This window comes from Paenibacillus phocaeensis (genome assembly GCF_900021165.1).
Classification (GTDB): domain Bacteria; phylum Bacillota; class Bacilli; order Paenibacillales; family Paenibacillaceae; genus Fontibacillus; species Fontibacillus phocaensis.
In genome coordinates this window covers 863,152-885,765 of sequence record NZ_FCOQ01000018.1, presented here as the reverse complement: position 1 = coordinate 885,765, position 22,614 = coordinate 863,152, and the positions used below count along the sequence as shown (strand labels likewise).

23 protein-coding genes and 1 riboswitch are annotated in these 22,614 nt (G+C 55.9%); of the genes, 1 reads left to right on the top strand and 22 read right to left on the bottom strand.

Annotated features, from left to right (window positions below):
• Positions 1-53 precede the first annotated feature (53 nt).
• Positions 54-157, bottom strand: a riboswitch (TPP riboswitch).
• Between the two features lie 196 nt (positions 158-353).
• Entirely contained in the window at positions 354-656 is a 303-nt protein-coding gene (locus tag BN3795_RS14165; protein WP_068785271.1) for a hypothetical protein, read from the top strand.
• A gap of 1,305 nt (positions 657-1,961) precedes the next feature.
• On the opposite strand, the gene BN3795_RS14160 is transcribed toward BN3795_RS14165, so the two are convergent.
• From BN3795_RS14160 to BN3795_RS14060, 22 genes are all read right to left on the bottom strand, one after another.
• Entirely contained in the window at positions 1,962-3,056 is a 1,095-nt protein-coding gene (locus tag BN3795_RS14160; RefSeq protein WP_068785270.1) for a prephenate dehydrogenase, read from the bottom strand.
• Positions 3,057-3,092: 36 nt separating this feature from the next.
• Positions 3,093-4,190 (bottom strand): histidinol-phosphate transaminase, encoded by a 1,098-nt coding sequence (hisC, locus tag BN3795_RS14155; RefSeq protein WP_068785269.1) that lies wholly within the window; start codon positions 4,188-4,190, stop codon positions 3,093-3,095.
• Positions 4,191-4,237: 47 nt separating this feature from the next.
• Positions 4,238-5,059 (bottom strand): tryptophan synthase subunit alpha, encoded by an 822-nt coding sequence (gene trpA / locus BN3795_RS14150; RefSeq protein WP_068785268.1) that lies wholly within the window; start codon positions 5,057-5,059, stop codon positions 4,238-4,240.
• Positions 5,056-6,255 carry a tryptophan synthase subunit beta gene (trpB, locus tag BN3795_RS14145; RefSeq protein ID WP_068785409.1) on the bottom strand — a complete coding sequence of 400 codons (1,200 nt, stop codon included), beginning with the start codon at positions 6,253-6,255 and terminating at the stop codon, positions 5,056-5,058. Before trpB ends, trpA begins: the two co-directional genes overlap by 4 nt.
• Positions 6,255-6,920: a phosphoribosylanthranilate isomerase gene (locus BN3795_RS14140; protein ID WP_068785267.1), complete on the bottom strand. Its 666-nt coding sequence runs from the start codon at positions 6,918-6,920 to the stop codon at positions 6,255-6,257. Before BN3795_RS14140 ends, trpB begins: the two co-directional genes overlap by 1 nt.
• Positions 6,913-7,752: an indole-3-glycerol phosphate synthase TrpC gene (gene trpC / locus BN3795_RS14135; RefSeq protein WP_068785266.1), complete on the bottom strand. Its 840-nt coding sequence runs from the start codon at positions 7,750-7,752 to the stop codon at positions 6,913-6,915. The genes BN3795_RS14140 and trpC overlap by 8 nt, the downstream gene beginning before the upstream one ends.
• Complete coding sequence (gene trpD, locus BN3795_RS14130; RefSeq protein ID WP_068785265.1) at positions 7,742-8,782, bottom strand: anthranilate phosphoribosyltransferase; 1,041 nt, start codon at positions 8,780-8,782, stop codon at positions 7,742-7,744. The genes trpC and trpD overlap by 11 nt, the downstream gene beginning before the upstream one ends.
• 18 nt (positions 8,783-8,800) lie before the next feature.
• Positions 8,801-10,363: an anthranilate synthase component I gene (gene trpE / locus BN3795_RS14125; protein WP_068785264.1), complete on the bottom strand. Its 1,563-nt coding sequence runs from the start codon at positions 10,361-10,363 to the stop codon at positions 8,801-8,803.
• A gap of 384 nt (positions 10,364-10,747) precedes the next feature.
• The gene (gene aroH / locus BN3795_RS14120) at positions 10,748-11,122 is read right to left on the bottom strand and encodes a chorismate mutase (protein WP_068785263.1); all 375 of its coding nucleotides are present in this window, start codon (positions 11,120-11,122) and stop codon (positions 10,748-10,750) included.
• Positions 11,115-12,218 (bottom strand): 3-dehydroquinate synthase, encoded by a 1,104-nt coding sequence (aroB, locus tag BN3795_RS14115; protein ID WP_068785262.1) that lies wholly within the window; start codon positions 12,216-12,218, stop codon positions 11,115-11,117. Before aroB ends, aroH begins: the two co-directional genes overlap by 8 nt.
• Positions 12,218-13,387 carry a chorismate synthase gene (gene aroC / locus BN3795_RS14110; RefSeq protein ID WP_068785261.1) on the bottom strand — a complete coding sequence of 390 codons (1,170 nt, stop codon included), beginning with the start codon at positions 13,385-13,387 and terminating at the stop codon, positions 12,218-12,220. Before aroC ends, aroB begins: the two co-directional genes overlap by 1 nt.
• A 234-nt stretch (positions 13,388-13,621) precedes the next feature.
• On the bottom strand, positions 13,622-14,959 hold the full coding sequence (locus BN3795_RS14105; RefSeq protein WP_068785260.1) for a hemolysin family protein: 1,338 nt from the start codon (positions 14,957-14,959) through the stop codon (positions 13,622-13,624).
• Between the two features lie 345 nt (positions 14,960-15,304).
• Complete coding sequence (locus tag BN3795_RS25575) at positions 15,305-15,478, bottom strand: hypothetical protein (protein WP_198524712.1); 174 nt, start codon at positions 15,476-15,478, stop codon at positions 15,305-15,307.
• A gap of 59 nt (positions 15,479-15,537) precedes the next feature.
• Positions 15,538-16,371 (bottom strand): CheR family methyltransferase, encoded by an 834-nt coding sequence (locus tag BN3795_RS14100; protein WP_068785259.1) that lies wholly within the window; start codon positions 16,369-16,371, stop codon positions 15,538-15,540.
• Positions 16,362-16,805: a nucleoside-diphosphate kinase gene (gene ndk / locus BN3795_RS14095; protein WP_068785258.1), complete on the bottom strand. Its 444-nt coding sequence runs from the start codon at positions 16,803-16,805 to the stop codon at positions 16,362-16,364. Before ndk ends, BN3795_RS14100 begins: the two co-directional genes overlap by 10 nt.
• Before the next feature lie 118 nt (positions 16,806-16,923).
• Positions 16,924-17,898 (bottom strand): polyprenyl synthetase family protein, encoded by a 975-nt coding sequence (locus tag BN3795_RS14090; RefSeq protein WP_068785257.1) that lies wholly within the window; start codon positions 17,896-17,898, stop codon positions 16,924-16,926.
• Positions 17,895-18,761 (bottom strand): menaquinone biosynthetic enzyme MqnA/MqnD family protein, encoded by an 867-nt coding sequence (locus tag BN3795_RS14085; RefSeq protein ID WP_068785256.1) that lies wholly within the window; start codon positions 18,759-18,761, stop codon positions 17,895-17,897. The genes BN3795_RS14090 and BN3795_RS14085 overlap by 4 nt, the downstream gene beginning before the upstream one ends.
• Positions 18,742-19,359, bottom strand: a complete 618-nt coding sequence (locus BN3795_RS14080) for a UbiX family flavin prenyltransferase (protein ID WP_068785255.1) — start codon at positions 19,357-19,359, stop codon at positions 18,742-18,744. The genes BN3795_RS14085 and BN3795_RS14080 overlap by 20 nt, the downstream gene beginning before the upstream one ends.
• Positions 19,359-20,231 carry a UbiA-like polyprenyltransferase gene (locus tag BN3795_RS14075; protein WP_068785254.1) on the bottom strand — a complete coding sequence of 291 codons (873 nt, stop codon included), beginning with the start codon at positions 20,229-20,231 and terminating at the stop codon, positions 19,359-19,361. Before BN3795_RS14075 ends, BN3795_RS14080 begins: the two co-directional genes overlap by 1 nt.
• Entirely contained in the window at positions 20,224-20,952 is a 729-nt protein-coding gene (locus BN3795_RS14070) for a demethylmenaquinone methyltransferase (RefSeq protein ID WP_068785253.1), read from the bottom strand. The genes BN3795_RS14075 and BN3795_RS14070 overlap by 8 nt, the downstream gene beginning before the upstream one ends.
• Before the next feature lie 12 nt (positions 20,953-20,964).
• Positions 20,965-21,837 carry a heptaprenyl diphosphate synthase component 1 gene (locus BN3795_RS14065; protein WP_068785252.1) on the bottom strand — a complete coding sequence of 291 codons (873 nt, stop codon included), beginning with the start codon at positions 21,835-21,837 and terminating at the stop codon, positions 20,965-20,967.
• 134 nt (positions 21,838-21,971) lie between these two features.
• Positions 21,972-22,511, bottom strand: a complete 540-nt coding sequence (locus tag BN3795_RS14060; protein ID WP_068785251.1) for a hypothetical protein — start codon at positions 22,509-22,511, stop codon at positions 21,972-21,974.
• Between the last annotated feature and the right edge of the window lie 103 nt (positions 22,512-22,614).

Genomic DNA, 22,614 nt, shown 5'->3' with positions numbered 1-22,614 from the left:
GCTTGGATCAAGCCCTAGGCTGGTTGGTATCCGACAGCCTAAGCGCAGTTCACATGGGGCCAGCTCCACTTTCCTACGCTAGTATGAACTAGATCAGGTTCAAAGGGTCCAAGATGGTCTCTTGTCTCAGCCGTTTACGGCGCCCCTAGTGGATTTCCTATTTAATTCATTTATTACTCTACCGATCCCTACCTGGATTGTCAATCCCGTCCAGCGAAAGATGGTTGGATTTCTTCCTGCGATCGTCTACACCATCCCCGCCTGGCTGCATAGCATGAATCACAGGGAACTCTCGTTTGAGCTGCTTCCTATGACAAGCAACCGGACTCCGGAAAGTTAAGGAAGGTTACGCCATGAACTCAGCCGGAAAGAACAAGTCCTCCTCCTCCAGCAAAAAAAATGGGAAAAAGGGCGGTTTCCGGCCCAAAACCCCGGAATATACCGTAGCCGCACTGCTGCTCTCCGGCAAGCTTCGCGTGGATTCCGTCCAGTTATACCGAAACGCAACGATGTTTGTCTCCCTGGTCGGGGAATACAAGACGATCAGCAGCGACGCGAATGCCGATAAACTGCTCAACTTCCTCAATGAAAACGGGGATATCACCCTTAATGACATCATAAACGCCATGAAGAAAAAAGCGGATTCTTCCTCCTGACCCCATGCTGAACCAGACAGTGCCAGCTCGTTCAACCTTACCAGCTATTCCAATTGGAGGCGTATTCGCCCTTGGGTTATTAACATTAACCACACGAAGCGGGGGTTTACCACGATGAGTCAATTTGATGGCGAAGGATTCTCGGAACTGATCGTGATCATCATTTTGGTGGTCTTGTTTTTCTACGGTTCCAATGATATCGAGACGTTAACGGGCGCCCCGACTTCTGACTAATCCGACGGAAGCGCCCGCTCCGCTCGGGTTCGTTCAACTGCAAAAGTGCGTGCGGTTGATATGTACTGATGTGTGACGGGGGCATCATTATGCTCGAAACCGTGAGACGGTGGGGAAATGATGGGTAATTGTAATAATGGTTCGAAGTGACGGTAATGCATGACGGTAGTGTGACGGTGGCGCGTGATTGTAACTCATTCCCGGAACATATCAGGTCCCATAATTAGTGAGTAACTGGTAAAGGTCGCACACTAGGTAGCTGGCAACTGGCAGCTGGCAGTATGGTTGTAGCAGTATGGTTATAGCAATTTGCATCGTATTCGATTTTTCGCATATAATCGTTCGCCATCGCCCAAAAGTACAGGATATATTCGAAAAATCATATAGATTATCGCCGTTCCCCCATCTCAAGCCCCAATATGTATGAAATTTCATATATAACCCGCCGAAATCGTTAAAACAACTGAAATCTATTCGAAATTTCATCCATATTGCCCCGCCACGCAACAAAAAGGACAAAAAAAAGACCGCTTCCTTCGAAGCGGTCCTTGCTCACTCACGAGCAAGAAGTTATTGGATAGGAGTGGAGAGAAACCATACTGTACTTTTATTATATGTATACGTTTTCATTCTGTCAACAACTTTTTTTAGCGCTTACATGATAAGGCGTAGTCCCTTTTCGCCATGCCGACATTGACCGCCAAAGCCTTATCATCAAGTTGCTCCCCTCCGCTCATGAGCCAGCTAAGTCTCGACGGAGTGCTAACGGATCGAAATGACCTTATTTCTCTATTTCCCGGTCATTTCCCGCTGCAACGGAACCCAGAAACCTTATTCGACACTTTTAATCGCCGCATCGTTGCTTGAGTCCCAAATAAGGGCACCTCGTTCCGTTAGAGGAGGAGATTGCCCACAAATGCGTAAATAACGTCCCTAGGTTCCGTTAGGTTATCAGCACGCATGCAGATTCCCGCAAGCCACTGAACGGAGCAGCACAAAGCCACAAAGCCACAAAGCACAAAGCCCGGCTGAATTCAAGATTCGACGCCGGGCTTCTCTCCTTGACTCCTCTTATACGTAAACCGTGTGGCCGAGGGATTGGAGATGCGCCTTCGCCCTCTCCATCTCCCCTTCCTGACGGAAGGACAGACGCAGCACGCCAGGAACATCCTCGCGGCTCTCAATGATCTGCATGTTGCTCAAATTGATGTGGCGCAGGCCCAGCTCAGTGGCAATTTGCCCGATGATCCCCGGCGTATCGGGCACGTCGATGTAGATGTCGAACAACGAGGTGATCGCCCCCTTGCGCCGCTCCGGCAGCTCGCTGCGAAACCGGTTCGCCTTCTGGAACACCGCCTCGATCCCTTCCCCATTCTGGTCCTCGAGAAGAGAAATGAAGCCCTCGATCTCTCGGTTCCAATCCTTCAACAAGCCGAGCAGCACCTGGCGATTGCTGAGCAGAATGTCCCGCCAAATGACCGGGTCGCTTGAAGCAATCCGTGTGATATCACGGAATCCGCCCGCGGCCAGCATACGGTACAATCCGTTGTCCTCGTTGTAATCGCGCACCTGGTTGACCAGCGCTACTGCGATAATATGCGGCAGATGGCTGATCGCTCCGACGATTTCATCATGCATCACCGGGTCAACGCGAACAATCTGCGCTTTCGTGTGCATCAACAGCTGCTCCAGACGCGCATAAGCCTCTTCCGGCACCTCAGGGGATGGCGTCAGCACGTAATAAGCGTTCTCGAACAGGAGCGAAGAAGCCGCTTCTACGCCGGAACGTTCCGAGCCGGCCATCGGGTGGCCGCCGATGAAATGCACGCCCGGGCGGGCGAGTCTCGCCGCACTTGCGGCGACAGCCGCCTTCGTGCTGCCCACATCGGTCACGATACAACCCGGCTTCAGCGGAAGCTCCGTCAGCTTCTGCAGATAATCCTCCAGGAGCCCTACCGGCACGCACAAAAAAATAAAGTCGGCATCCGCCGCCGCCTCTTCAATCGACAGCGTCACAGCGTCAACGACGCCGCGCTCCTCGATGCGCTTCAGGGATTCCGGACGGTGGGCGTGGCCGACGACCGTGATTCCCGGCTTGCCTTTGAGGCATAACGCCAGCGAACCCCCGATCAAACCCACGCCAAAAATGGCAATTTTTGTTGTCATCGTATCTCACTCATTTTCTGCGAATAAAATTAGGAATCAGACGCGGGTTGCCGATTTGCCCAGCACCTGCTCCAGGGCCGTGACGAATTTCGCGTTTTGTTCAGCCGATCCAACGGTCACCCGCACGGAATTCGGATATTTCGAAAATCCGGCTCGCACGATAATGCCCAGCTTCAGCAGCGCGCCAAACATCTCACGCGCCGGACGTTGAACATCGACCATGATGAAATTGCCATGCGCCGGGAAATACGAAAGGCCCAGCCGTTCGAACTCGCCGTACAGATAAGCGATCCCTTCACGGTTCTTGGTACGGCAATCGGCCACAAAATCTTGGTCTTCCAAGGCCGCTTTCGCCGCCGCTTGACCGATTCTCGAAGTGTTGAACGGTTCGCGCACCTGGTTGATCAGTTGGATCACACCCGGCTGACCCACGCCATAGCCGATACGCAGCGAGGCGAGGCCGTAAATTTTGGAGAACGTGCGAAGCACCACCAGGTTCGGATATTGATTCAGCAAAGCAATCCCATTCGTGTATGCCGTATCCGTTACATACTCCGCGTACGCTTCATCCAGGACGACCAGTACATGTCCCGGAACCCGGTCCAGAAAAGAGGCAAGCTCGGCATGAGGCACGATCGTCCCGGTTGGATTGTTCGGATTGCAGATCCAGACAACCTTCGTTTTCTCCCCGATCCGAGCGAGCATCCCCTCCAGATCGTGGGTGCCTTCCTTCAGCGGCACCTCGATGCTGACGGCCCCTTCAATGTCGGCATTGCTCTTATACACGCTGAACGTCTGGTCCGCCATCACCGTCTCGTCGCCAGGCAGGAAAAATGCGCGGGCAATCAGGGCGATAATTTCGTCCGATCCGCAGCCGAAGATGATTTGGTCCTTCCCAACGCCAAGCTGACCCGCCAACAATTCCGTCAACTCTGCGGCGCTGCCATCGGGGTACAAGCTTAAATTCGCCAGCTCCTGCTCAATGGCGGCGCGGACGCGCGGCGAACAGCCGTACGGATTTTCGTTGGAAGCCAGCTTGATCACTTCCTCAAGCCCAAGCTCCTTCTTCACTTCTTCAATCGGTTTGCCGGGTTGATACACCGGCAGATTAACGATCTGGGGTTTCGGCAACATGGATGGTTTCCTCCCTCATGTGACTTGTTGTGCGTTCCCTAAAAAAACTATAATCTCAATTTTGCCACAAAGTCGCGAATTTGCAACAGCCCTTGATCCCGGGTTGAAGCCTGCGCCAACAGCGGCAAGCTTTCTTCGATCTTTCGCACGATCGCGCTGCCGACGACCGCGCCGTCACAGATTGCCGCAAACCGCTCCACCTGCTCCCGGCTCGAGATGCCAAAGCCAACGGCGACCGGCAGATCCGTTTGCGCTTTAACGGACGCGATAAACTCGTCAACGCTTACATTAAACGTCGCGCGCTCTCCGGTTACGCCCAGCGAGGATACGCAATAAACGAACCCGCGGGCACGCTCCAAAATCCGGGCGATCCGCCCGCTGGAGGTTGGCGCTACAAGCGGAATCAACTTGACGCCGGCCGCATCCGCCAGCCCCAGGACCTCCTCTGCCTCTTCATACGGCAGATCCGGAATGATCAAGCCGCTGATCCCCGCCCCCTGCAACTCGGCAAAAAAGCGCTCCGTGCCCATTTGCAGCACGGGATTGTAGTACGTAAACAAAACGAACGGAAGACGAATCCCCCGTTCCCGGGCTTGAGCAGCCGCCTCGATGCAGGAAGCAACCGTGACGCCGTGGGCAAGGGCGCGTTCGGACGCCCGCTGAATCACCGGGCCGTCCGCCAGCGGATCGGAGTACGGTACGCCGAGCTCCACCACATCGGCTCCGGCTTCCTCCAGCACCGCCAAAATGTCGAGGGTCGTCTCCGGATTCGGGTCACCAACGGTCACAAACGGAATCAGCGCCGTTTTCCCCGCCGCTTTCAACTTCGCAAATGTGTCGTCGAGCAAATGGCCTGTTATTGGACTCATATCGTCTCCCCGCCTTCCGTATACGCCATAATCGATTCGACATCTTTATCTCCGCGGCCGGACAAGCAGATGACGACGATCTCGTCCCGGCTCATGGCCGGGGCCATTTTCACGACTTGCGCCACCGCATGCGCCGATTCCAATGCCGGAATAATCCCTTCGGTCCGGCTCAGCAGTTGGAGCGCCTCCAGCGCTTCACGATCCGTAATCGGGTAATATTTCGCGCGTTCGATATCCTTCAGATAAGAATGCTCCGGTCCGATCCCCGGATAATCCAGACCGGCTGAAATCGAATGAGCCGGCAGCACTTGACCGTAAGCGTCCTGCAGCAGATAACTCATCGAGCCCTGGAAGACGCCTTTCGTTCCTTTGGTCATTGTAGCGGCGTGAAATTCGGTGTCAACTCCCTTGCCGGCTGCTTCCACACCCACGAGACGAACCGCCTGATCCTCCACAAACGGATAAAACATCCCGATCGCATTGCTGCCGCCGCCTACCGCGGCAACGAGCATATCCGGCAACCGGCCTTCGGCCTGCAAAATCTGCTCCCGGGTTTCGTCGCCGATCACACGTTGGAAATTCCGCACCATCATCGGGTAGGGATGCGGCCCGGTAGCCGATCCGAGAATGTAAAACGTGTCATGCACGTTGCTGACCCAATAGCGCAGCGCTTCATTGCAGGCATCCTTAAGCGTGCGAGTGCCGGACATAACCGGTACCACCTCTGCCCCCAGCAGCTTCATTCGAAACACGTTCAGCTGTTGCCGCTTCGTATCCTCCTCGCCCATAAACACCTTGCATTCAAGGCCCAGCAGCGCGGCAACGGTCGCGGTGGCCACGCCGTGTTGGCCTGCGCCGGTTTCGGCGATCACCTTCTGTTTGCCCATGCGCTTAGCCAGGATTCCCTGCCCGATCGCATTGTTGATCTTGTGAGCGCCGGTATGGTTCAAATCCTCGCGCTTCAGGTAGATTTTCGCCCCGCCCAGCTGCTCCGTCAGGCGTTCCGCATAATACAGCGGCGTCTCCCGTCCGGAATACTGCTTCAGCAAATAAGCAATCTCGGCTTGAAACTCGGGATCGTCTTTATAGTTCAAATAGGATTCTTCCAATTCGATCAGTGCGTTCATGAGCGTCTCGGGCACGTAACGGCCGCCAAAAGGGCCAAACCGTCCCTGCTCATCCGGTACCTGCTTCATCATCCCTTCACCCTCTCTACGAATGCGGTCATTTTCGCGATATCCTTCACGCCGTCCGTTTCAACCCCGCTAGAGACGTCCACTCCGTCCGGCTGCAAAGTCTCGATCAGCGTCCTAACATTGCCAGAGTGCAAACCACCTGCCGCCAGGAACGGAATTCCCCGCTCCTTGGCCCACTTGCGATAAGGCTCAGCGGCCTCCCAATCAAAAGGAATGCCGGAGCCTCCGCCGTATTTCGGGTCGTACGTATCGAGCAGCAGCCCGTCCAGTACACCGTCATACTCCGCCAGGGTTGCACCGGCATGGATCGTTCCGTCCGTTTTGACCGAAAACGCCTTGAAGATCTTGACACCATAAGCGTCCTTGACTTGCCGGCAAAACGCCGGGGTTTCCGTCCCATGGAGCTGCAGGATGTCTAGCGGCGCCTGCCGCAAACCGATGTCCAGCTCCTCCAAGGTCGGATTGACAAACACCCCAACGCTCTGCGGAACCGCCCCCGCGCTCCACTCTTGAAGTACGGGAAGCAGCTCTGCCGCACGGCTTCCGCTGATCTGGCGCTTGCTTCTGGCAAACACGAATCCGACATAATCTACGGGTAAGTTTATCATCGATTTTAGCACTTCAACGCTTTGAAGTCCACAAATTTTTACGGCCACTTCACCCATGCTGTCCCGCCCCTTCCGCAGAATAAGAAGATGCTCCGGCAGGAAGCAACGGCCCCATCAAGTCGTGTACCGCCTCCTCCACGTTCTCCCGCCGCATGAACGTTTCCCCGATCAGCACGCCCCGGGCACCGGTCCGCCGCAAGTATTCCACATCTTCCTGCGTGCGAATTCCGCTCTCGCTGATCAGCGTCGCATCGGATGGCACCAGCTCCGCCAGTGCGGCCGTCGTTTCCAGCGACACCTCGAAGGTCCGCAGGTTCCGGTTGTTAATGCCGATCAGCTTCGCCGCAGGCAGCGTCAGGACTCGTTCGAGCTCCTCGCGGTCGTGCACTTCGATCAAGGCATCAAGTCCCAGCGCCGTGGCGAGGGCGAGGTAATCGCGCAGCTGGGCGTCGCTCAGAATCGCTGCGATCAGCAGCACGGCGTCGGCGCCAAGCAGCCGGGCTTCATAAATCTGCCGCTCGTCGATCACGAAATCCTTGCGGAGCAGCGGTACACTCACCGCCTCGCGAATCGCGCTCAAGTAAGCGCCGCTGCCCTGAAAATACGTTTCGTCCGTCAATACGGAAATGCAGTCGGTTCCCGCCGCTTCATAAGCCGCCGCCAGCTGAACCGGATGAAAATCCGGGCGGATCAGCCCTTTGGACGGCGAAGCCTTCTTCACCTCGGCGATTAACCCCATGTTCCGCTTCCGGCCTGTCGTCAGGGCGGCGTGAAATCCCCGTGTCGCCTCCATCACAGCGATACGCCGTTCGGCTTCCGTAAGGGAGAACCCTTCCGCCAAGCGTGCAACCTCTGTTTTCTTCGTCTCCACAATCCGCTCAAGATACATAACTTAATTCCCCCGTTGTCTGAATAAGCTGCTCCAGCTTGGCATAGGCCTTCCCCGAGTCAATCGCTTCCGCCGCGATGGCGACCCCTTCACGAACGTCGTCCGCCAGACCGGCTACATATACACAAGCGCCAGCGTTTGCCAGCACCACGTCCCGATGAGCCCCGCGCTCCCCTTGCAGCACGCGCCGGACGATCTCCGCATTCGTCTGCGGATCGCCGCCGATCATCGCTTCCAGCGGATAAGTATGCAGCCCCAGATCCTCCGGACGCAGATCATAGGTCTTGATTTCGCCGTTCTTCAGTTCAGATACGCGTGTTGGGGACGAGATACTGATCTCATCGAGCCCTTCCCGGCTGCTGACGACCAGGGCTCGTTTGGAGCCCAATTCGCGCAGCACTTCGGCGATCGTCGACGTCTTGCCGCCGTCATAAATGCCCAGTACCTGACGATCGGCCCCCGCCGGATTGGTCAGCGGGCCCAGCATGTTGAATACCGTGCGAATTCCCAGCTCCTTGCGGGGACCGGCGGCATGCTTCATCGAGGGATGGTACAGCTGCGAGAACATGAAGCAGATGCCGATGTCGTCCAGGCAACGTTTCGCCTGTCCCGCATCCAGTTGAATATTGACGCCCAGCGCTTCAAGCACGTCGGCGCTGCCCGAACGGCCGGAGGCCGAGCGGTTGCCGTGTTTCGCCACCCGGACCGATACCGAAGCCGCGACGATCGCCGCCGTGGTCGACACGTTGATTTTGTGAATGCCGGATCCCCCCGTCCCGCACGTATCCAGCAGCTTCTGCGTTTCCGTATGAATCCGGCTGGAAGCGCCGCGCATCGCTTCGGCGAAACCGGTGATCTCCTCGACCGTTTCCCCTTTAATCCGCAGCGCTGTGAGCAGGGAGCCGATTTGGGCCGGCGTCGATTCCCCGTTCATAATGGCTTCCATCACACCACGTGCTTCTTCCCGCGCCAAATGTTGTCCTTCAATCAAACGGCTGATGCCGGTCTGAACGGTTTGCTGACCTGTCATCTCGATTCGCTCCTCTCTTTAATTCCCCGGGGTATATTCATACAGGTAATCCTGGTTGATCACATCGTCATGTCTGGCGGATGGCGGGAACATCTGCTCCGCGGTGCGGATCGCCGTCAGCAAGGCCTTGGCTTTGTTCACCGACTCCTGGAATTCGTTCTCGGGAATGGAGTCCCACACAATCCCTCCACCCGCTTGCACATACGCTTTTCCTTGCTTGAATACGATCGTGCGGATCGTAATGCAGGAATCCATATTCCCTGAAAATCCAAGGTAACCGATCGCCCCGGCATACGTGCCGCGCGCCTCCCGCTCCAGCTCGGCGATAATCTCCATCGCCCGCAGCTTCGGCGCCCCGGACACCGTACCGGCCGGCAGACAGGACAGAAACGCATCGAAGAAATCCTTGTCATCCCTCAGCTTGCCGGACACCTTGGACACCATATGCATCACGTGGGAGTACCGCTCGATATCCATATACGATTCGCAAGTGACGCTGCCGAATTCGGATACCCGGCCCAAATCGTTGCGACCCAGGTCGACCAGCATCAGGTGCTCCGCCCGCTCCTTCTCATCCTGCAACAGCTCGGCTTCCAGCGCCAGATCCGCTTCTTCCGTCGCCCCCCGCGGTCTCGTCCCGGCGATCGGGCGGGTTTCCACTCGGCCGTTCTCAACCTTCACCAACGCCTCGGGAGACGTCCCGACGATAATTTCCTCGTCCAACTTGAGATAATACATGTACGGCGACGGATTCAATGTCCGCAGGACGCGGTAGACGTGAAGCGGATCCACTTCGGTTTCGATATGGAATCGCTGCGACAGCACCACCTGAAAAATATCGCCGGCGCGGATATAATCCTTCGCTTTCTCTACGTTCGCAATGAACTGCTCCTTGGTTAAGTTCGAACGGACGTCGCCAAGGTCGGTCACTGCCGGCAGCGGCCGGCGATTGAAGCTCTCCCCCGGCCCTTCCTGCTGCAGCAGATCGGCCGCCAGGTCGAGCTTCAACTCCGCCTCCGCATAAGCCCGGCGGATATCCTCGTCGCGGTCGCCCGGCTTGACGTGCACGTTGGCCACCAGCAAAATCCGCTGCTTCACGTGGTCGAACACGATCACCTGGTCGCAGAACATAAACTGCATATCCTGAAGGTTCAGGTCATCGACCGGATGGGCCGGCAATTTCTCATAGTATTGCAGCAGATCATAGCCGAAGAACCCGATCGCCCCGCCCGTAAACGGCGGCATTTCCGGAAGCTTCGGACTGCGGTAACCCCGCAGAATCGCCTTCAGCTCATCGACGGGCCGGGACGAGCGCAGCTGTTCTTTGCCGCCTTCCCGCTCGATCGTGATCTCGCCTTTCTTGGCCGAGATCATCAGGAACGGATCGGTGCCGATAAAGGAATACCGCGCCCATTGACTGCCACCTTCCACACTCTCCAGCAGAAATGCCCGCTCCCGCTGGGCGATGCGGCGGAAAATTCGGATCGGGGTTTCCATGTCGGCGAGGAGCGTCCGGGCAATCGGGATCAGATTGTATTCGTTCGCCAAAGCTATAACCTGTTCTACTTGCGGGGTTGCCATGTCTCTCACTTCCTTTTCGGGTTGGTCTAGAGCCAAAATAAAAAACCTCTACCGAAGTAGAGGTTCTGGGATTTGCGGTTTATGGGAAAGCTCCGCCCCGAATGATGTGTCCTGCCGCCTTCTCCCAACGAAAGGAAAAGATCAACAAACACACCCGGAAACAGGCTATTCGCTCAGCTAAACTCAGCTCATCTCAACTTATCTCTACTCAGCTCTATCCATGCTATTGAACTATAAACTCATCTGACTTGCTCTCTTCTCACTAGCTCTCAACTTGCTCTTATCTAAAATCTAAAATAACTATACCTCATCGGCCGCCGGTTTGGCAACCCAAAACTGCGGGCGGAATTCCCGCCCTTTGCTTCTTGCTGTCTCCTTCTGCGCTCAGGAATTGGAGGCGCTGAGATCCGGGCGGAGGCTGCGGGCTTCATTCAGATAGACATGCTTCATGTCCCGTTGTCCTTTGGTGGTGTTGACTTGAATCAACAGGCGGATACACTTGGGCAACGCGCCCTGCACCGGGATTTCCGTGGAGCACATCAGCGGCACCATATCCCAGCCGCTGAGCACGCGGATCGCGCGGGCTGGAAAGGTAGCATCCAGATCCGGTGTCACCGTAATCCAGACACTGCAAATATCCTCGGGTTCGATTTCATTGCGCGCCACAATTTCCTTCAACAACGCAGCCGTCGCGTCCAGAATTTCCTGCTCGTCGTTGCGGGCTACCGTCGTTGCTCCGCGAATGCCTCGGTTATACATGTTGTCCCTCCTCTTTCAATTCAGCAATCACCTGGCGTACTTCATCCAATGTCACGTCAGAGACAATTTCCACCTTCCCGATCGCTACAGGCAAAATAAACACCATCGTCTGTTCCTTAAACTTCTTGTCGTGCATCATCGCGCTGAGGAGATCCTGTTCGTTGAGCCGGGCCGGCATGGTCGTCGGCAAGCCAAAACCGCGCAGAACGGATACCGTTTCCTCATAAATTTGCGGGTCCCTGCCCCGGTTCACCGCCAGCTTCGCTGCAGCGGCCATCCCGATTGAAATGGCTTCCCCGTGCAAAAATTCGCCATACCCGCCGATGGCTTCGATCGCATGGCCCAGCGTATGCCCCAGGTTGAGAATCGCACGAAGTCCGTTCTCCCGCTCATCTACGGACACCACCTGGGCTTTGATCGAACAGCCCTGTGTTAAGCCGTATCCCAGTGCTTCGGGATCAAGCGCCAGCAGGTCAGCCGTATGCTCGCGGCACCAATCGGCGAATGCCGAATCCCAGATCAAGCCGTGCTTAATCATTTCGGACAGACCGGCACGGACGTCGCGCGGCGGCAGAGTTTGCAGGCTGTCCACATCGTACAGCACCATTTCCGGCTGATGAAATGCGCCGATCATATTTTTGGCCAGCCGATGGTTGACTGCTACCTTGCCCCCGACACTGCTGTCGTGCGCAAGGATTGTGGTTGGCATCTGGACAAACGCCACGCCGCGCATATAGGTCGCCGCCACGAAGCCGGCCAGGTCGCCGACAACGCCGCCGCCAAGCGCCACCACCACCGAGCGGCGGTCCAAACCGCCCTCAATCGCTGTGGTCATAACTTCTTCGTAGACGTCCAGCGATTTGGACTTCTCGCCCGCCTGGACCACCTTGCTGACGGTTCGGTAACCTTTGGCCTGAAGGGATGCCTCAACGACCGGCAAATACTTCGGCGCAACATGGGCATCGGTAACGATGAGCACCGGGCTCTTCATCGACAGCTTATGCTGCTCGAAGAAATCCCCGGCCTTTCCCAGCAAGCCGCCGCCGATATAAATCGGATAAGAACGTTCGCCTAAGTCGACCTGCAGCGTTCTCATCAATACTCCTCCAGTTGCGCCAGGTATCCCTGGTAATTGCGCTCCATCTCCCCGATCGAATCGCCGCCGAACTTCTCCATGAACGCTTTGGCGACTTCCCAGGCAACCACATGCTCCAACACAACGCTGGCCGCCGGCACGGCGCACGCATCCGATCGCTCCACCTGGGCCGCAAATGCTTCGCGGGTGTCGATATCAACGCTTTGCAACGGTTTGTACAGCGTGGGGATCGGCTTCATCACACCGCGGACAACGATAGGCATGCCGTTGGTCATTCCGCCCTCGAAACCGCCCAGCCGATTGGTAGCTCGGTAGTAGCCGCGCTCCTCGCTGTACAGGATTTCGTCGTGAACCTTCGAGCCCGGCAGCGTCCCGGCTTCGAACCCGATGCCGATCTCCACGCCTTTGAACGCGTTGATCGACATCACCGCTTGTGCGATCCGTCCGTCCAGCTTGCGGTCATATTGCACATGGCTGCCCAAGCCGACCGGCACGCCTTCAACGATGCATTCGACGATCCCGCCGATGGAGTCGCCTTCTTCCTTGATTTTATCAATGTAGGCTTCCATCTTCTTCTCCGTCTCGGCGTCGGCTACCCGTACCGAGGAAGCTTCCGTTACCCGTGCCAGCTCGTCTAGCGGCAGGTTGTGGGGAGGCGCTTCGATTTCACCGATGCGGATGACATGGCCGGCGATCCGGATGCCGAAGCGCTCCAGAAGTTGCTTGGCCACCGCACCGACAGCTACGCGCACGGCCGTTTCACGCGCGCTGGACCGCTCCAGCACATTGCGCAGATCCTTATGATTATACTTCAAGCCGCCGTTCAGATCGGCGTGGCCTGGGCGGGGACGATGCACTCTGCGCTTCTCCTCGTCCGTGCCTTCAATCGGTTCGATATTCATGATCTTCTGCCAATGCTTCCAGTCGTTGTTCTCCACGACCAGCGCCACCGGCGCTCCCGTTGTATAGCCGTGCCGGACGCCGCCGACAATTTGAGCCGTATCCTTCTCAATTTGCATTCGCCGGCCGCGGCCGTACCCTTTCTGGCGGCGGGCCAGTTCAAAATTCAGCGCTTCAAAATCAAGCTGCAAATGGCTTGGCAAGCCTTCAATAATCGCAGTCAACTGGGGTCCATGCGTCTCCCCGGCTGTTAAGTATCGCAAACTCATGATGTTGCGTTCCCCCTTTAAACTGTTAAACTGTAAAGAACTAAAACCCGATGATATCTTTGCTCATTATAATATTGATTGCTGCATTCTGTCACGTGGTGATTCGCTTTTCCTTCAGTAAAGCCTTGCAATCCCTTCGCCGCAGGCCGTGCGCGGCCGTGCCCGACCCGGATTTCCGCGCGGCCTCCGCTTCGAGGCCCGCTTCCCAAATCCGGGGGGCTGCCGCATGTCCGATTACTCTGCCGGAACCGCATTCACGGCGAATGTCTGATCCGGCTCCGCCAGCTTGATGGCTTCCAGCTTGCGGATGCGATGCTGGCCAACCTCGCGCACGGCGAACACATAACCGCCGTATTCGAATTCCGGCTTCTCGTTAATCGTCGGGATGCGCCTCAACTGCCCGATCATGAACCCGCTCAACGTATCGTAGTGTTCGATGGGAAGCTGAATATCCAAGATATCCTGGGCATCGTCCAAGGACATCGTGCCGCTGAACAGATAGCGGCCTTCGCCAACCTGCTCGTATTCGCGTTCCTCTTCATCGTGCTCGTCATAAATATTGCCGACGATTTCCTCGAGCAAATCCTCCATCGTCACGATGCCGGCGGTGCCGCCGTATTCGTCTACGACGATCGCCATATGGATGCGATTTTGCTGCATTTCCTCGAACAGCTCGTTGGTTTTTTTCGAGATCGGGATAAAATACGGCGGCGTCACCAGCTCCTTCAGATTCCAATTCTCTGTCTCCCCGGTGCGCAGGAAGCGAATTAGGTCCTTGCTGTGCAAAATCCCGATCAGGTTATCCACTGTATCCTCATACACCGGGAACCGGGTATATTGTTCCTTGTCGGCAATTTCAGCCACGGTATGCTGGTCGGCATCAACCGGAATCGCCACGACGTCGATCCGATGCGTCATGATATCGGACACCGTCAAGTTGTCGAAGTCGAAAATGTTGTTGATCATCAAGCGCTCGCTGGGCTGGATGGTTCCCATTTCCTCCCCGGTGTCCAGCATCATGCGAATCTCCTCCTCGGAGACCTCCTCATCGTTCGCGTTCGGATCAATCCCAAACAAGCGAACGAGCAGGTTCGTCGACGTTGTCAGCAGCTTCACGAACGGTGCGGTGACTTTGGACAACACGGATAACGTTGTGGCCGCGAACATCGCCATAGCTTCAGCCTTTTTCATCGCCACCCGCTTTGGCACCAGCTCGCCCAAGACCAGTTGGAAGTAGGAGAGCAGCAACGTGATGACGATGAGCGAAATCGTACTGAGCACGTTCTCGGGAATCGGCATTCCGAGTTGGATAAGATAAGCCGCCAGGTCGCCGGCAAAGCTCTCCCCGGCGAAGGCACTGGCAAAAAAGCCCGCCAAGGTAATGCCAATTTGAATCGTCGCCAGGAATTTGCTGGGCTCACCGAGCAAACCGACGATGACCTTCGCTTTCCGGTGCCCTTGCCCGGCCATGGCTTTGATTTTATTATCATTCAGGGAGATTAAGGCGATTTCCGATGCGGCAAAAAAAGCATTAATTAAAATAAGGATCAAGATGATCAATAGTTCCAACAATCCATTCCACCTCCAAAAATTTCCCCGGCTTAGTTTGGGGCTGTCGCGCTGCGGTTATACGCAAAAAGGCATAACCCGCCGCCAATTAAAAATGACGCAGGTTATGCCTGAACTCCGCAGATGATGAATAGGCTGATCTTCAGTTGTACTGTGTTGCTACTCTCCGGGTCGTCCGAATCGCTCATCGAAGAAACCTCTCCTGACCTGAATTTATAAATATTATAGAAAGCCCTGCCGCGGCTGTCAAGAATCCCCTGATCTCTCAACGCAAAAAAGCGCCGCTTTCGCCCTGCAGGGCGACCCCGACGCTGCCAATCGTTGTTTGCTTTTGGCCCGTATTGTTGCTTATCTCAGTCCTGAGGCGGGTTGATTCTCCAAGGAAGACGTCCGCTGAACCTCGAGCGGGAAATCCTCCAGCATCCGCTGAAGGTGCGCGCCTTCAATGCCCAGCACCTGCGCGCATTCTTGCGGCGTCAAGAATCCCCGCCGATAAGCTTCGATCACTTTGCGCTTGTCCATGACCTGACCTCCAATGACGGTATGGTCCAAGTATCGGAAAGAACCCGCCTTTCTATACCCTACTCCTTCTTGCGGTAGAAGAACGTCTCCGCCGCCTCCAGATCGTACTGGCCGGGAGAGAAGATTTGCTCCGTGCTGCCGACGAACAGGACGCCGCCGGGACGCAGCGCTCGTGAGAACTTATGATAAAGCCCTTGCTTCGCTTCTTCGGTAAAATAAATCATGACGTTGCGGCAAACGATCAGATCGAAGCCTTCTTCGAACGGATCCAGCAGCAGGTTTTGCTTCTTGAACGTGACCGCCTTCTTGAGCTTCGGATCAAACCGGTACATATGGCCCTCCGGCGAAAAATAACGCTCTGCAACCGCCTTCGGCACATCCTTCAGGGAGCGCTCCAGGTACAATCCCTCCTGCGCCTTCCCCAGCGCCCCGTCGTCGATATCCGTCGCCAGCAGATACGTCTTCGGCAGAAGTCCCAAATCCGCGAGAATCATCGTCAGCGTATAAGGCTCTTCCCCGGTTGAGCAGGCCGCGCTCCAAACCTTCAGCTTCGGCCGCTCGGCCGCCAGCTCCGGCAGCACCGAATCCCGCAGCACTTCCCAACGGTTCGGGTTCCGCCAGAATTCGGAGACGTTAATCGTCATCTTGTCTAGAAATTCATAAAACAGCGGCTTATTGCTCATCATCGCCGTATAGAAATCCGCAAATGTCGCATAGCCGTTTTTGTTGCGCAACGTCGTCAGCCGCCGCTTCATCTGCGCTTCCTTATATTGGGCCAAATCGATGCCCGTGCTTTTCTTGATGCTTTGGATAAAGCCGAGGTAATCCGGGTCCGGTGCCGTCTCTGCCTGGTCTGTCCGAGCCGTGTCAGGAATGATTCGATTCAGATCCATGGGCTCACGCTTCTTGCGTACTGCACAAGCTCCTGCGGCGCAAAGAAATTGGCGATTTCCCGCTCCGCACTTTCCACTCCATCGGAACCATGAATCAGATTAAACGGGGTATGAGCGGCAAAATCACCGCGAATCGTACCGGGAAGTGCCTCGGTCACCTTCGTTTTTCCAATGACCATCCGGGATAAGGCGATGATATCGTCCCCTTCCCATACCATGGCAAATACCGGCCCGGAAGTTATGAAGCTGACCAGCTCGTCAAAGAAAGGTTTCCCCTCATGCTCTGCGTAATGCTTCTTCGCCTGAGCCTCCGTGACCTGGACCAGCTTGCCTGCGATCAGTTGAAACCCTTTATCCTCGAACCGGCTGATGATTCTGCCGACCAGCCCGCGCTGCACGCCGTCCGGCTTAACCATTAAAAACGTTCTTTCCATGGTTCCCCTCCCGAAATAAAACAGCATCTTTATGCGATATAAAATGACCGGCCTTTCAAGAAGGCGGTTTCACCTGCATTTTACCAGAAACTTGCGAAACAGGTAAAGCCATAAGATTCTAATAGGAACGCTTGTTGACGAATTCCGCGATGTCCTCCAAATGGGAGCGCGCTCCCGTCGCCGGCAGCTGCTGCAGCGCGTCCAGCGCCTTGGCAATGAAGCGGTCTGCCAGCGCTTCGGCTTTGCCGATCCCGGGACTGGTGCGAATCATTTCAATCGCCCGGGATACCTCCCCGCTTCCGTCTCCCGCCTGAATGCCGCGGATTTCCCGCAGCAACGGCTCTCGGAGCTCCGGCTCCTGCAAGGCGAAGAGCACCGGGAGCGTGATATTGCCCTGGCGCATATCGCTGCCCGGCGGTTTCCCGATCGTCTTCTCGGTACCTAGCAAATCGAGCAGGTCGTCGCGGATCTGGAAAGCCATACCGACGTTATAGCCATACCGGTACAGCAGGTGGTTCACTTTATCCGGCGCGTCTGCCGCAATCGCTCCCATCTGGCAGCTGATGGCGATGAGCAGCGCCGTTTTCCGGCGAATCCGCAATAAATAATTGCGCACACTTTGCTCAGTATTGAAAAAGTCGCGAATCTGCTCCATTTCCCCGATCGACATCTGGACCATCGCCTTGGACAGAATGCGGTGTATGTATGGGTTTCCTAGCTCAGACACCTGGGTCAACGCCTTGGCGTAGATGTAATCGCCGGTATACATGGCGATCCGGTTGTCCCACTTCGACTTCACCGTCGCTTTGCCCCGCCGCGTATCGGCATCGTCGATCACATCATCGTGGACGAGCGACGCCGAATGGATCAGCTCCAGCGGAACGGCGATATACTGCAGCTTCTGCAGATCGTAGTTCCCGAACTTCCCGCCGAGCAGCACGAAGATCGGACGCAGCCGCTTGCCGCCCGCCTTCAACAGATGCAGGGACGTCTCGCTCAGCAGCTCGTCATCGCCGTCGATGCTGCGATACAGCTGCCGTTCGATGAAATCCATATCTTTTTTTAATGTACCGAAAATATCCAGTAGTTTCATTCTTTCACCCGTATCAGCGAATTGTGACTCCAAAGTTCCAGCTCGACCCGATGGTCCAGTAAACCCATCTCGTAGGCATATTCAAAATACAAGGCGAGGCCCTTGCGGCGCGATTCGCCGAAATCATAACGTAGGTTGTTGAAATAGTGCTGCCAATAGTCCGCCGTCCCGCCGATCTCGGCGCAGGCTTTGGCTACGAGCGGAGAAAGGTCGCTGAGGCTCCTGCGTTTGCTGTCGGCGAAGGCTTCCGCCACTTCGGCCAAATAGCCGCCATTTGCTTCCGCAAACGTCTTCTGCACGGCCCATACCGCAAACGTCATGCCGTATCCGGTCCATAACTTCCAGACTTCCCCCAAATCCGTGACGATAAAACCATGATCTCGCCACGAAGCCTCAATGGCGTGGTCACCGATCAAGAGCGCCCCATCGCTGTCGGCCATCATCGCATCCAGATCAGGCTCGCTGTCCCAATAATCCGGCTTGCCGCCGTAAGCCTTCTCCATAATGATCTTCAGCAAGTTAACGGAGGTAGCCGAAGTATTCGTTAGCGCGATCCGGCCGTTCGCAATCTGCTCCGGCGGCTTCCGCGAGAACAACAGGATCGAATTCACCGGTCCATCGGAGCTGACCGACAGATCCGGCAATAAGACAAAGCGATCCGATCCATACCCGTAAGCAAAAGAAGACACCGGGGAAATCTCGAGCGTTCCGCCGAGCATACGGCGGTTCAGCTTCGAAGGCACCTCGGTGACCAATTGGCTTGCTTGCGGCAGGCGCGTAACGTCGAAATAGTGAAATACGGGCCAAACGTTGCTATATCTGATTTTGCCGATGAGGATGTCCTTATTCTCCTTGTTGTTCATCTTGATCCCCCCATCTTCGGAATAACGCATGCTCGATCCCCAGATTGTCGAGCACCTTGCCAACCAGGAACCGGACCAGATCGTCAATGGTTTGCGGTCCGAAGTAAAACGCCGGCATCGCCGGAATGATCCGGACGCCGAGTCTGGCCAGCTTCAGCATGTTCTCCAGATGAATGGCATGCAGCGGCGTTTCACGCGGCACCAGCACGAGCGGGCGGCCTTCCTTCACCATGACGTCGGCGGCCCGGGCGATCAGGTTGTCCGATGTCCCGTTCGCAATCGACGATAAAGTCCCCATGGAGCAAGGCATCACGATCATCCCATGCGTAAGAAACGAACCGCTGGCGATGGAAGCCCCGATATCGGCGATCGGATGATACACCAGCTTCCCGGGAAGCGTTCCAAAATGCTCATTCAGCGATGCTTCCCGGTCACTCGTGTTCCAGCCGAGCTCCTCCTTAATTACCCGCCACCCCGCGTTCGAAACCACGAGATGGACGAGAAAGTTCATTCCTAACAGCGTCTCGACCAGCTTCACCCCGTAAATCGAACCGCTGGCCCCTGTGATACCGACGACGATCGTTTTCGTTGTATCCATTAGTAATGACGCACCACCAAATCAATCAATGTGAAGGAAAATACGACGATGCTAAGTACGCCGTTCATGGTAAAGAAGGCGGTTTGCAAGCGGCTGAGATCGCCGGGCGACACGATATGGTGCTCATAAAATAAAATGATGTACGCAATGACCATCCCTGCGATGTACCACCAGCCCAAATCCGTCATCAACAGCAAAGCGATGAAACCAAGCGCGGTGATGATGTGAAACGCTTGAGCGATCTTAAGCGATTTGGCGACGCCAAACCTTACGGGAATGGAATAAAGGCCTTCCTTCGTATCAAATTCTACGTCCTGGCAGGCATAAATAATATCAAAGCCGGCGATCCAAAACGTAATCGTCACAAAGAACACCAGCGCGGTCCAACCAACTTGTCCAGTCACGGCCGCCCAGCCGCCGAGAGGAGCTAATGCGATCGTCAGGCCCAGGACGACGTGGCAGAGCCAGGTAAAACGTTTCGTGTACGAGTACAAGACCAGCATGATCACGGCGATGGGCAGCAGCTTGAGCGCCAAGGGATGAAGCTCCGCAGCCGCCCAGAACAACAGGGCAAATGAAGCGAGCACGAATAACACCACTTCACCGATTTTCAGCAGCCCCGCCGGGATGGCGCGGTTGGCTGTACGGGGATTCTTGGCATCACTGACCCGATCGATCAGTCGATTCAGCCCCATGGCCGCGCTGCGCGCGCCAAACATCGCTAGCAGCACCCAGCCGATCTGTTCCCAGGACGGGAGCTTATGGTTGATCGCTTCAGATCCAAGCAACGCGCCCATGAAAGCAAATGGCAAAGCAAATACGGTATGTTCAAATTTAATCATCTGCAGAAAAATTACGATCTTCTTAATCATGCTGCGTCTCCTTCGTTCCGATGTGCAAGGCAGCAATTCCGCCGGTTAAAGGATACGCTTCGACCCTGGCAAGTCCCGTCTCGCGGAAGATTTCCGCCAGCTCTGCACGTCCGGGAAATTGGACGAGGGAATCGGGCAGCCATTTGTATTGCTCATATCGTTTCGCTACCAGTCTGCCAAGCATCGGAAGTACTTTTTGAAAATAAAAATAATAAAGTCCTTTGAACGGCTGCCAGGTGGGCTTGGACAACTCCAGACAAACCACCATGCCCCCAGGCTTCACCACACGCCGCATTTCCTGCAGCACTTGGCGCAGATCGGGCACATTGCGCAGTCCGAAGCCAATCGTGGCGTAATCGAATCGATTGTCTTCAAACGGCAGCTCCATCGCGTTGCCTTGAACCAAGGTAATCCGCGAATCGAGCTGGCGTTCTTTCACCTTGCGGCGGCCGTATTCCAGCATTTGCTCGCTAAAATCCAGGCCGATGATCGGCCCCCCGCTGGCTTCGGCCATGCTGATCGTCCAATCGCAGGTGCCGCAGCACAGATCAAGCGCCGTATCCCCGGGGGCCATGTTCATTTTGGCCATCGTGAACTTTCGCCACGCTTTGTGGCGTCTGAAGCTGAGCAGGTCGTTCATCATGTCGTATTTCGGAGCGATGCTTTCGAATACGGAATGCACGAACTGTTCTTTGGTCTCGGATGAAGACGATTGACTCATTTGCTTATCTCCCTACCCTTCTTGCACGGAACGGCGTGCCGGCGACAGCACGGCGATAAACGGCTCCAGGATGGACTTCAGCTCCGTGCGCGCCGATTCCTTCTTGCACTCATGCAGCAGCGATTGAACATGATCCACCGATTGGTGCAGCATGGACATCAGCTGTTCCTTGATATTATATTTCACGAGCATCAGCGACCAGTCGCGCTCGCCAACCTTGCGTGCGGAGAGCGTATCTTTATCCTCGGAGGACCCGGTTTCCATAATGCGCAAATACGCGTATCCCTTGCGGTCATGCGGCAATTCAGAAGAAGAGTGAAGTTCGTCCAGCATGACTTCGCAGCGGCTTAGCTCGGCCAGCAGCTTCTGCCATACATTGTGAACCGACTTGTCCAACAGCTCCGTAAAAGAAAGAAAAAGCCCCATTTTGACATGGACGCATTCCTTCAGATATTCCTCCGCAGGCAATACGGCCTGCTTCAACTTGCTGTACAGCTGGACCTTCAGGCGGTTGACCTCACAGATCGCCGAGCTCAGGAGCGGAACCATGCCGGTCTCCCCGGCTCCGGCGAGCAGATGATAGAAGACGCCGCTGAAATAATCGCCGGCGAGCACCTTGAGCTGGCGAGAACGCATTTCGCGCGTAGCCTCCCCCAGTCCGGACGCCAGATCGATGCGATCATGGGTATCCATGCCAAGCTGCACGAGGAATGCGGCGAGCGCGCACGTCTCCGCCGACTCGGGCGACTGGCCCTCGCGCTCGTTAAGAAACGTATAAAGCAAACGAACACGGGGCACCGGGAACTCCGGAAGCGCCGTGTATGCGGTAATCATGTCATAACTGACATACTTATTTGCCAATTCTGTAATGCGATAAGGTTTCATCCTTTGCCTCCGAGCCGCTGATCTTTCAGTAATAAAACTGTCACAACTGTCACAATCTTGTCTATTATAGCATATGTTTTTTCACTGCGCACAGTGGCAAGACGCGAATTCAACGCATCGAATGCCTAAGGCGGCTACTCCTGCAGAAAGCGCGACTTCCAAAGCCGGGTTTCCGTCACCCGCATGCGCAGCCGCAGCGTCTCGGGCAACTCCCCGCTCCCGGTATGCCGCAAAACTTCCAGCTCCTCTGCGGAAAATTCGCTGCGTCTGACATCGGCAGCCAGCAGCAGATACTTCGTGCCAAGCCAACGATCTTCAGCCATCAACCGCAGCAGCAGCTGATCGATATTGCTGGTGTGTTCGAACGCGAAGGAGATCATTTCCGCCATTCCCCGGTAGACGTCGCCAGCACCCATTTGGTCGCCTTCGACCTTCAGGTCGATGGAGAGGATCCCCCCGTTCAGCTCCACCTTGGCGATCGGCAACGGAAGCTGCAGCGGGTCCAAAGCATCTACGAGGTTGTCATCGGTCAACTCTGCCGGAATCGGTCCGGCGAACACCGTGGCCGCTTGCCGGGGCTGAGCCGGGTGTTCGCTGAGCCAAGCGACACCCGCCATCACCAGCGCGCAGCCGAACGTGAGCAACACTGCCCGAACGGCAATTTTTCGTTTCATGGGGCACTCCCCCTTCAGTTCACTCGGACAGCGGCGCTTCCGTCCTGTCCAAAAGATTCCTATACCCCATTCTACATAGAAAAAAAGCAGGCTATGCCTGCAG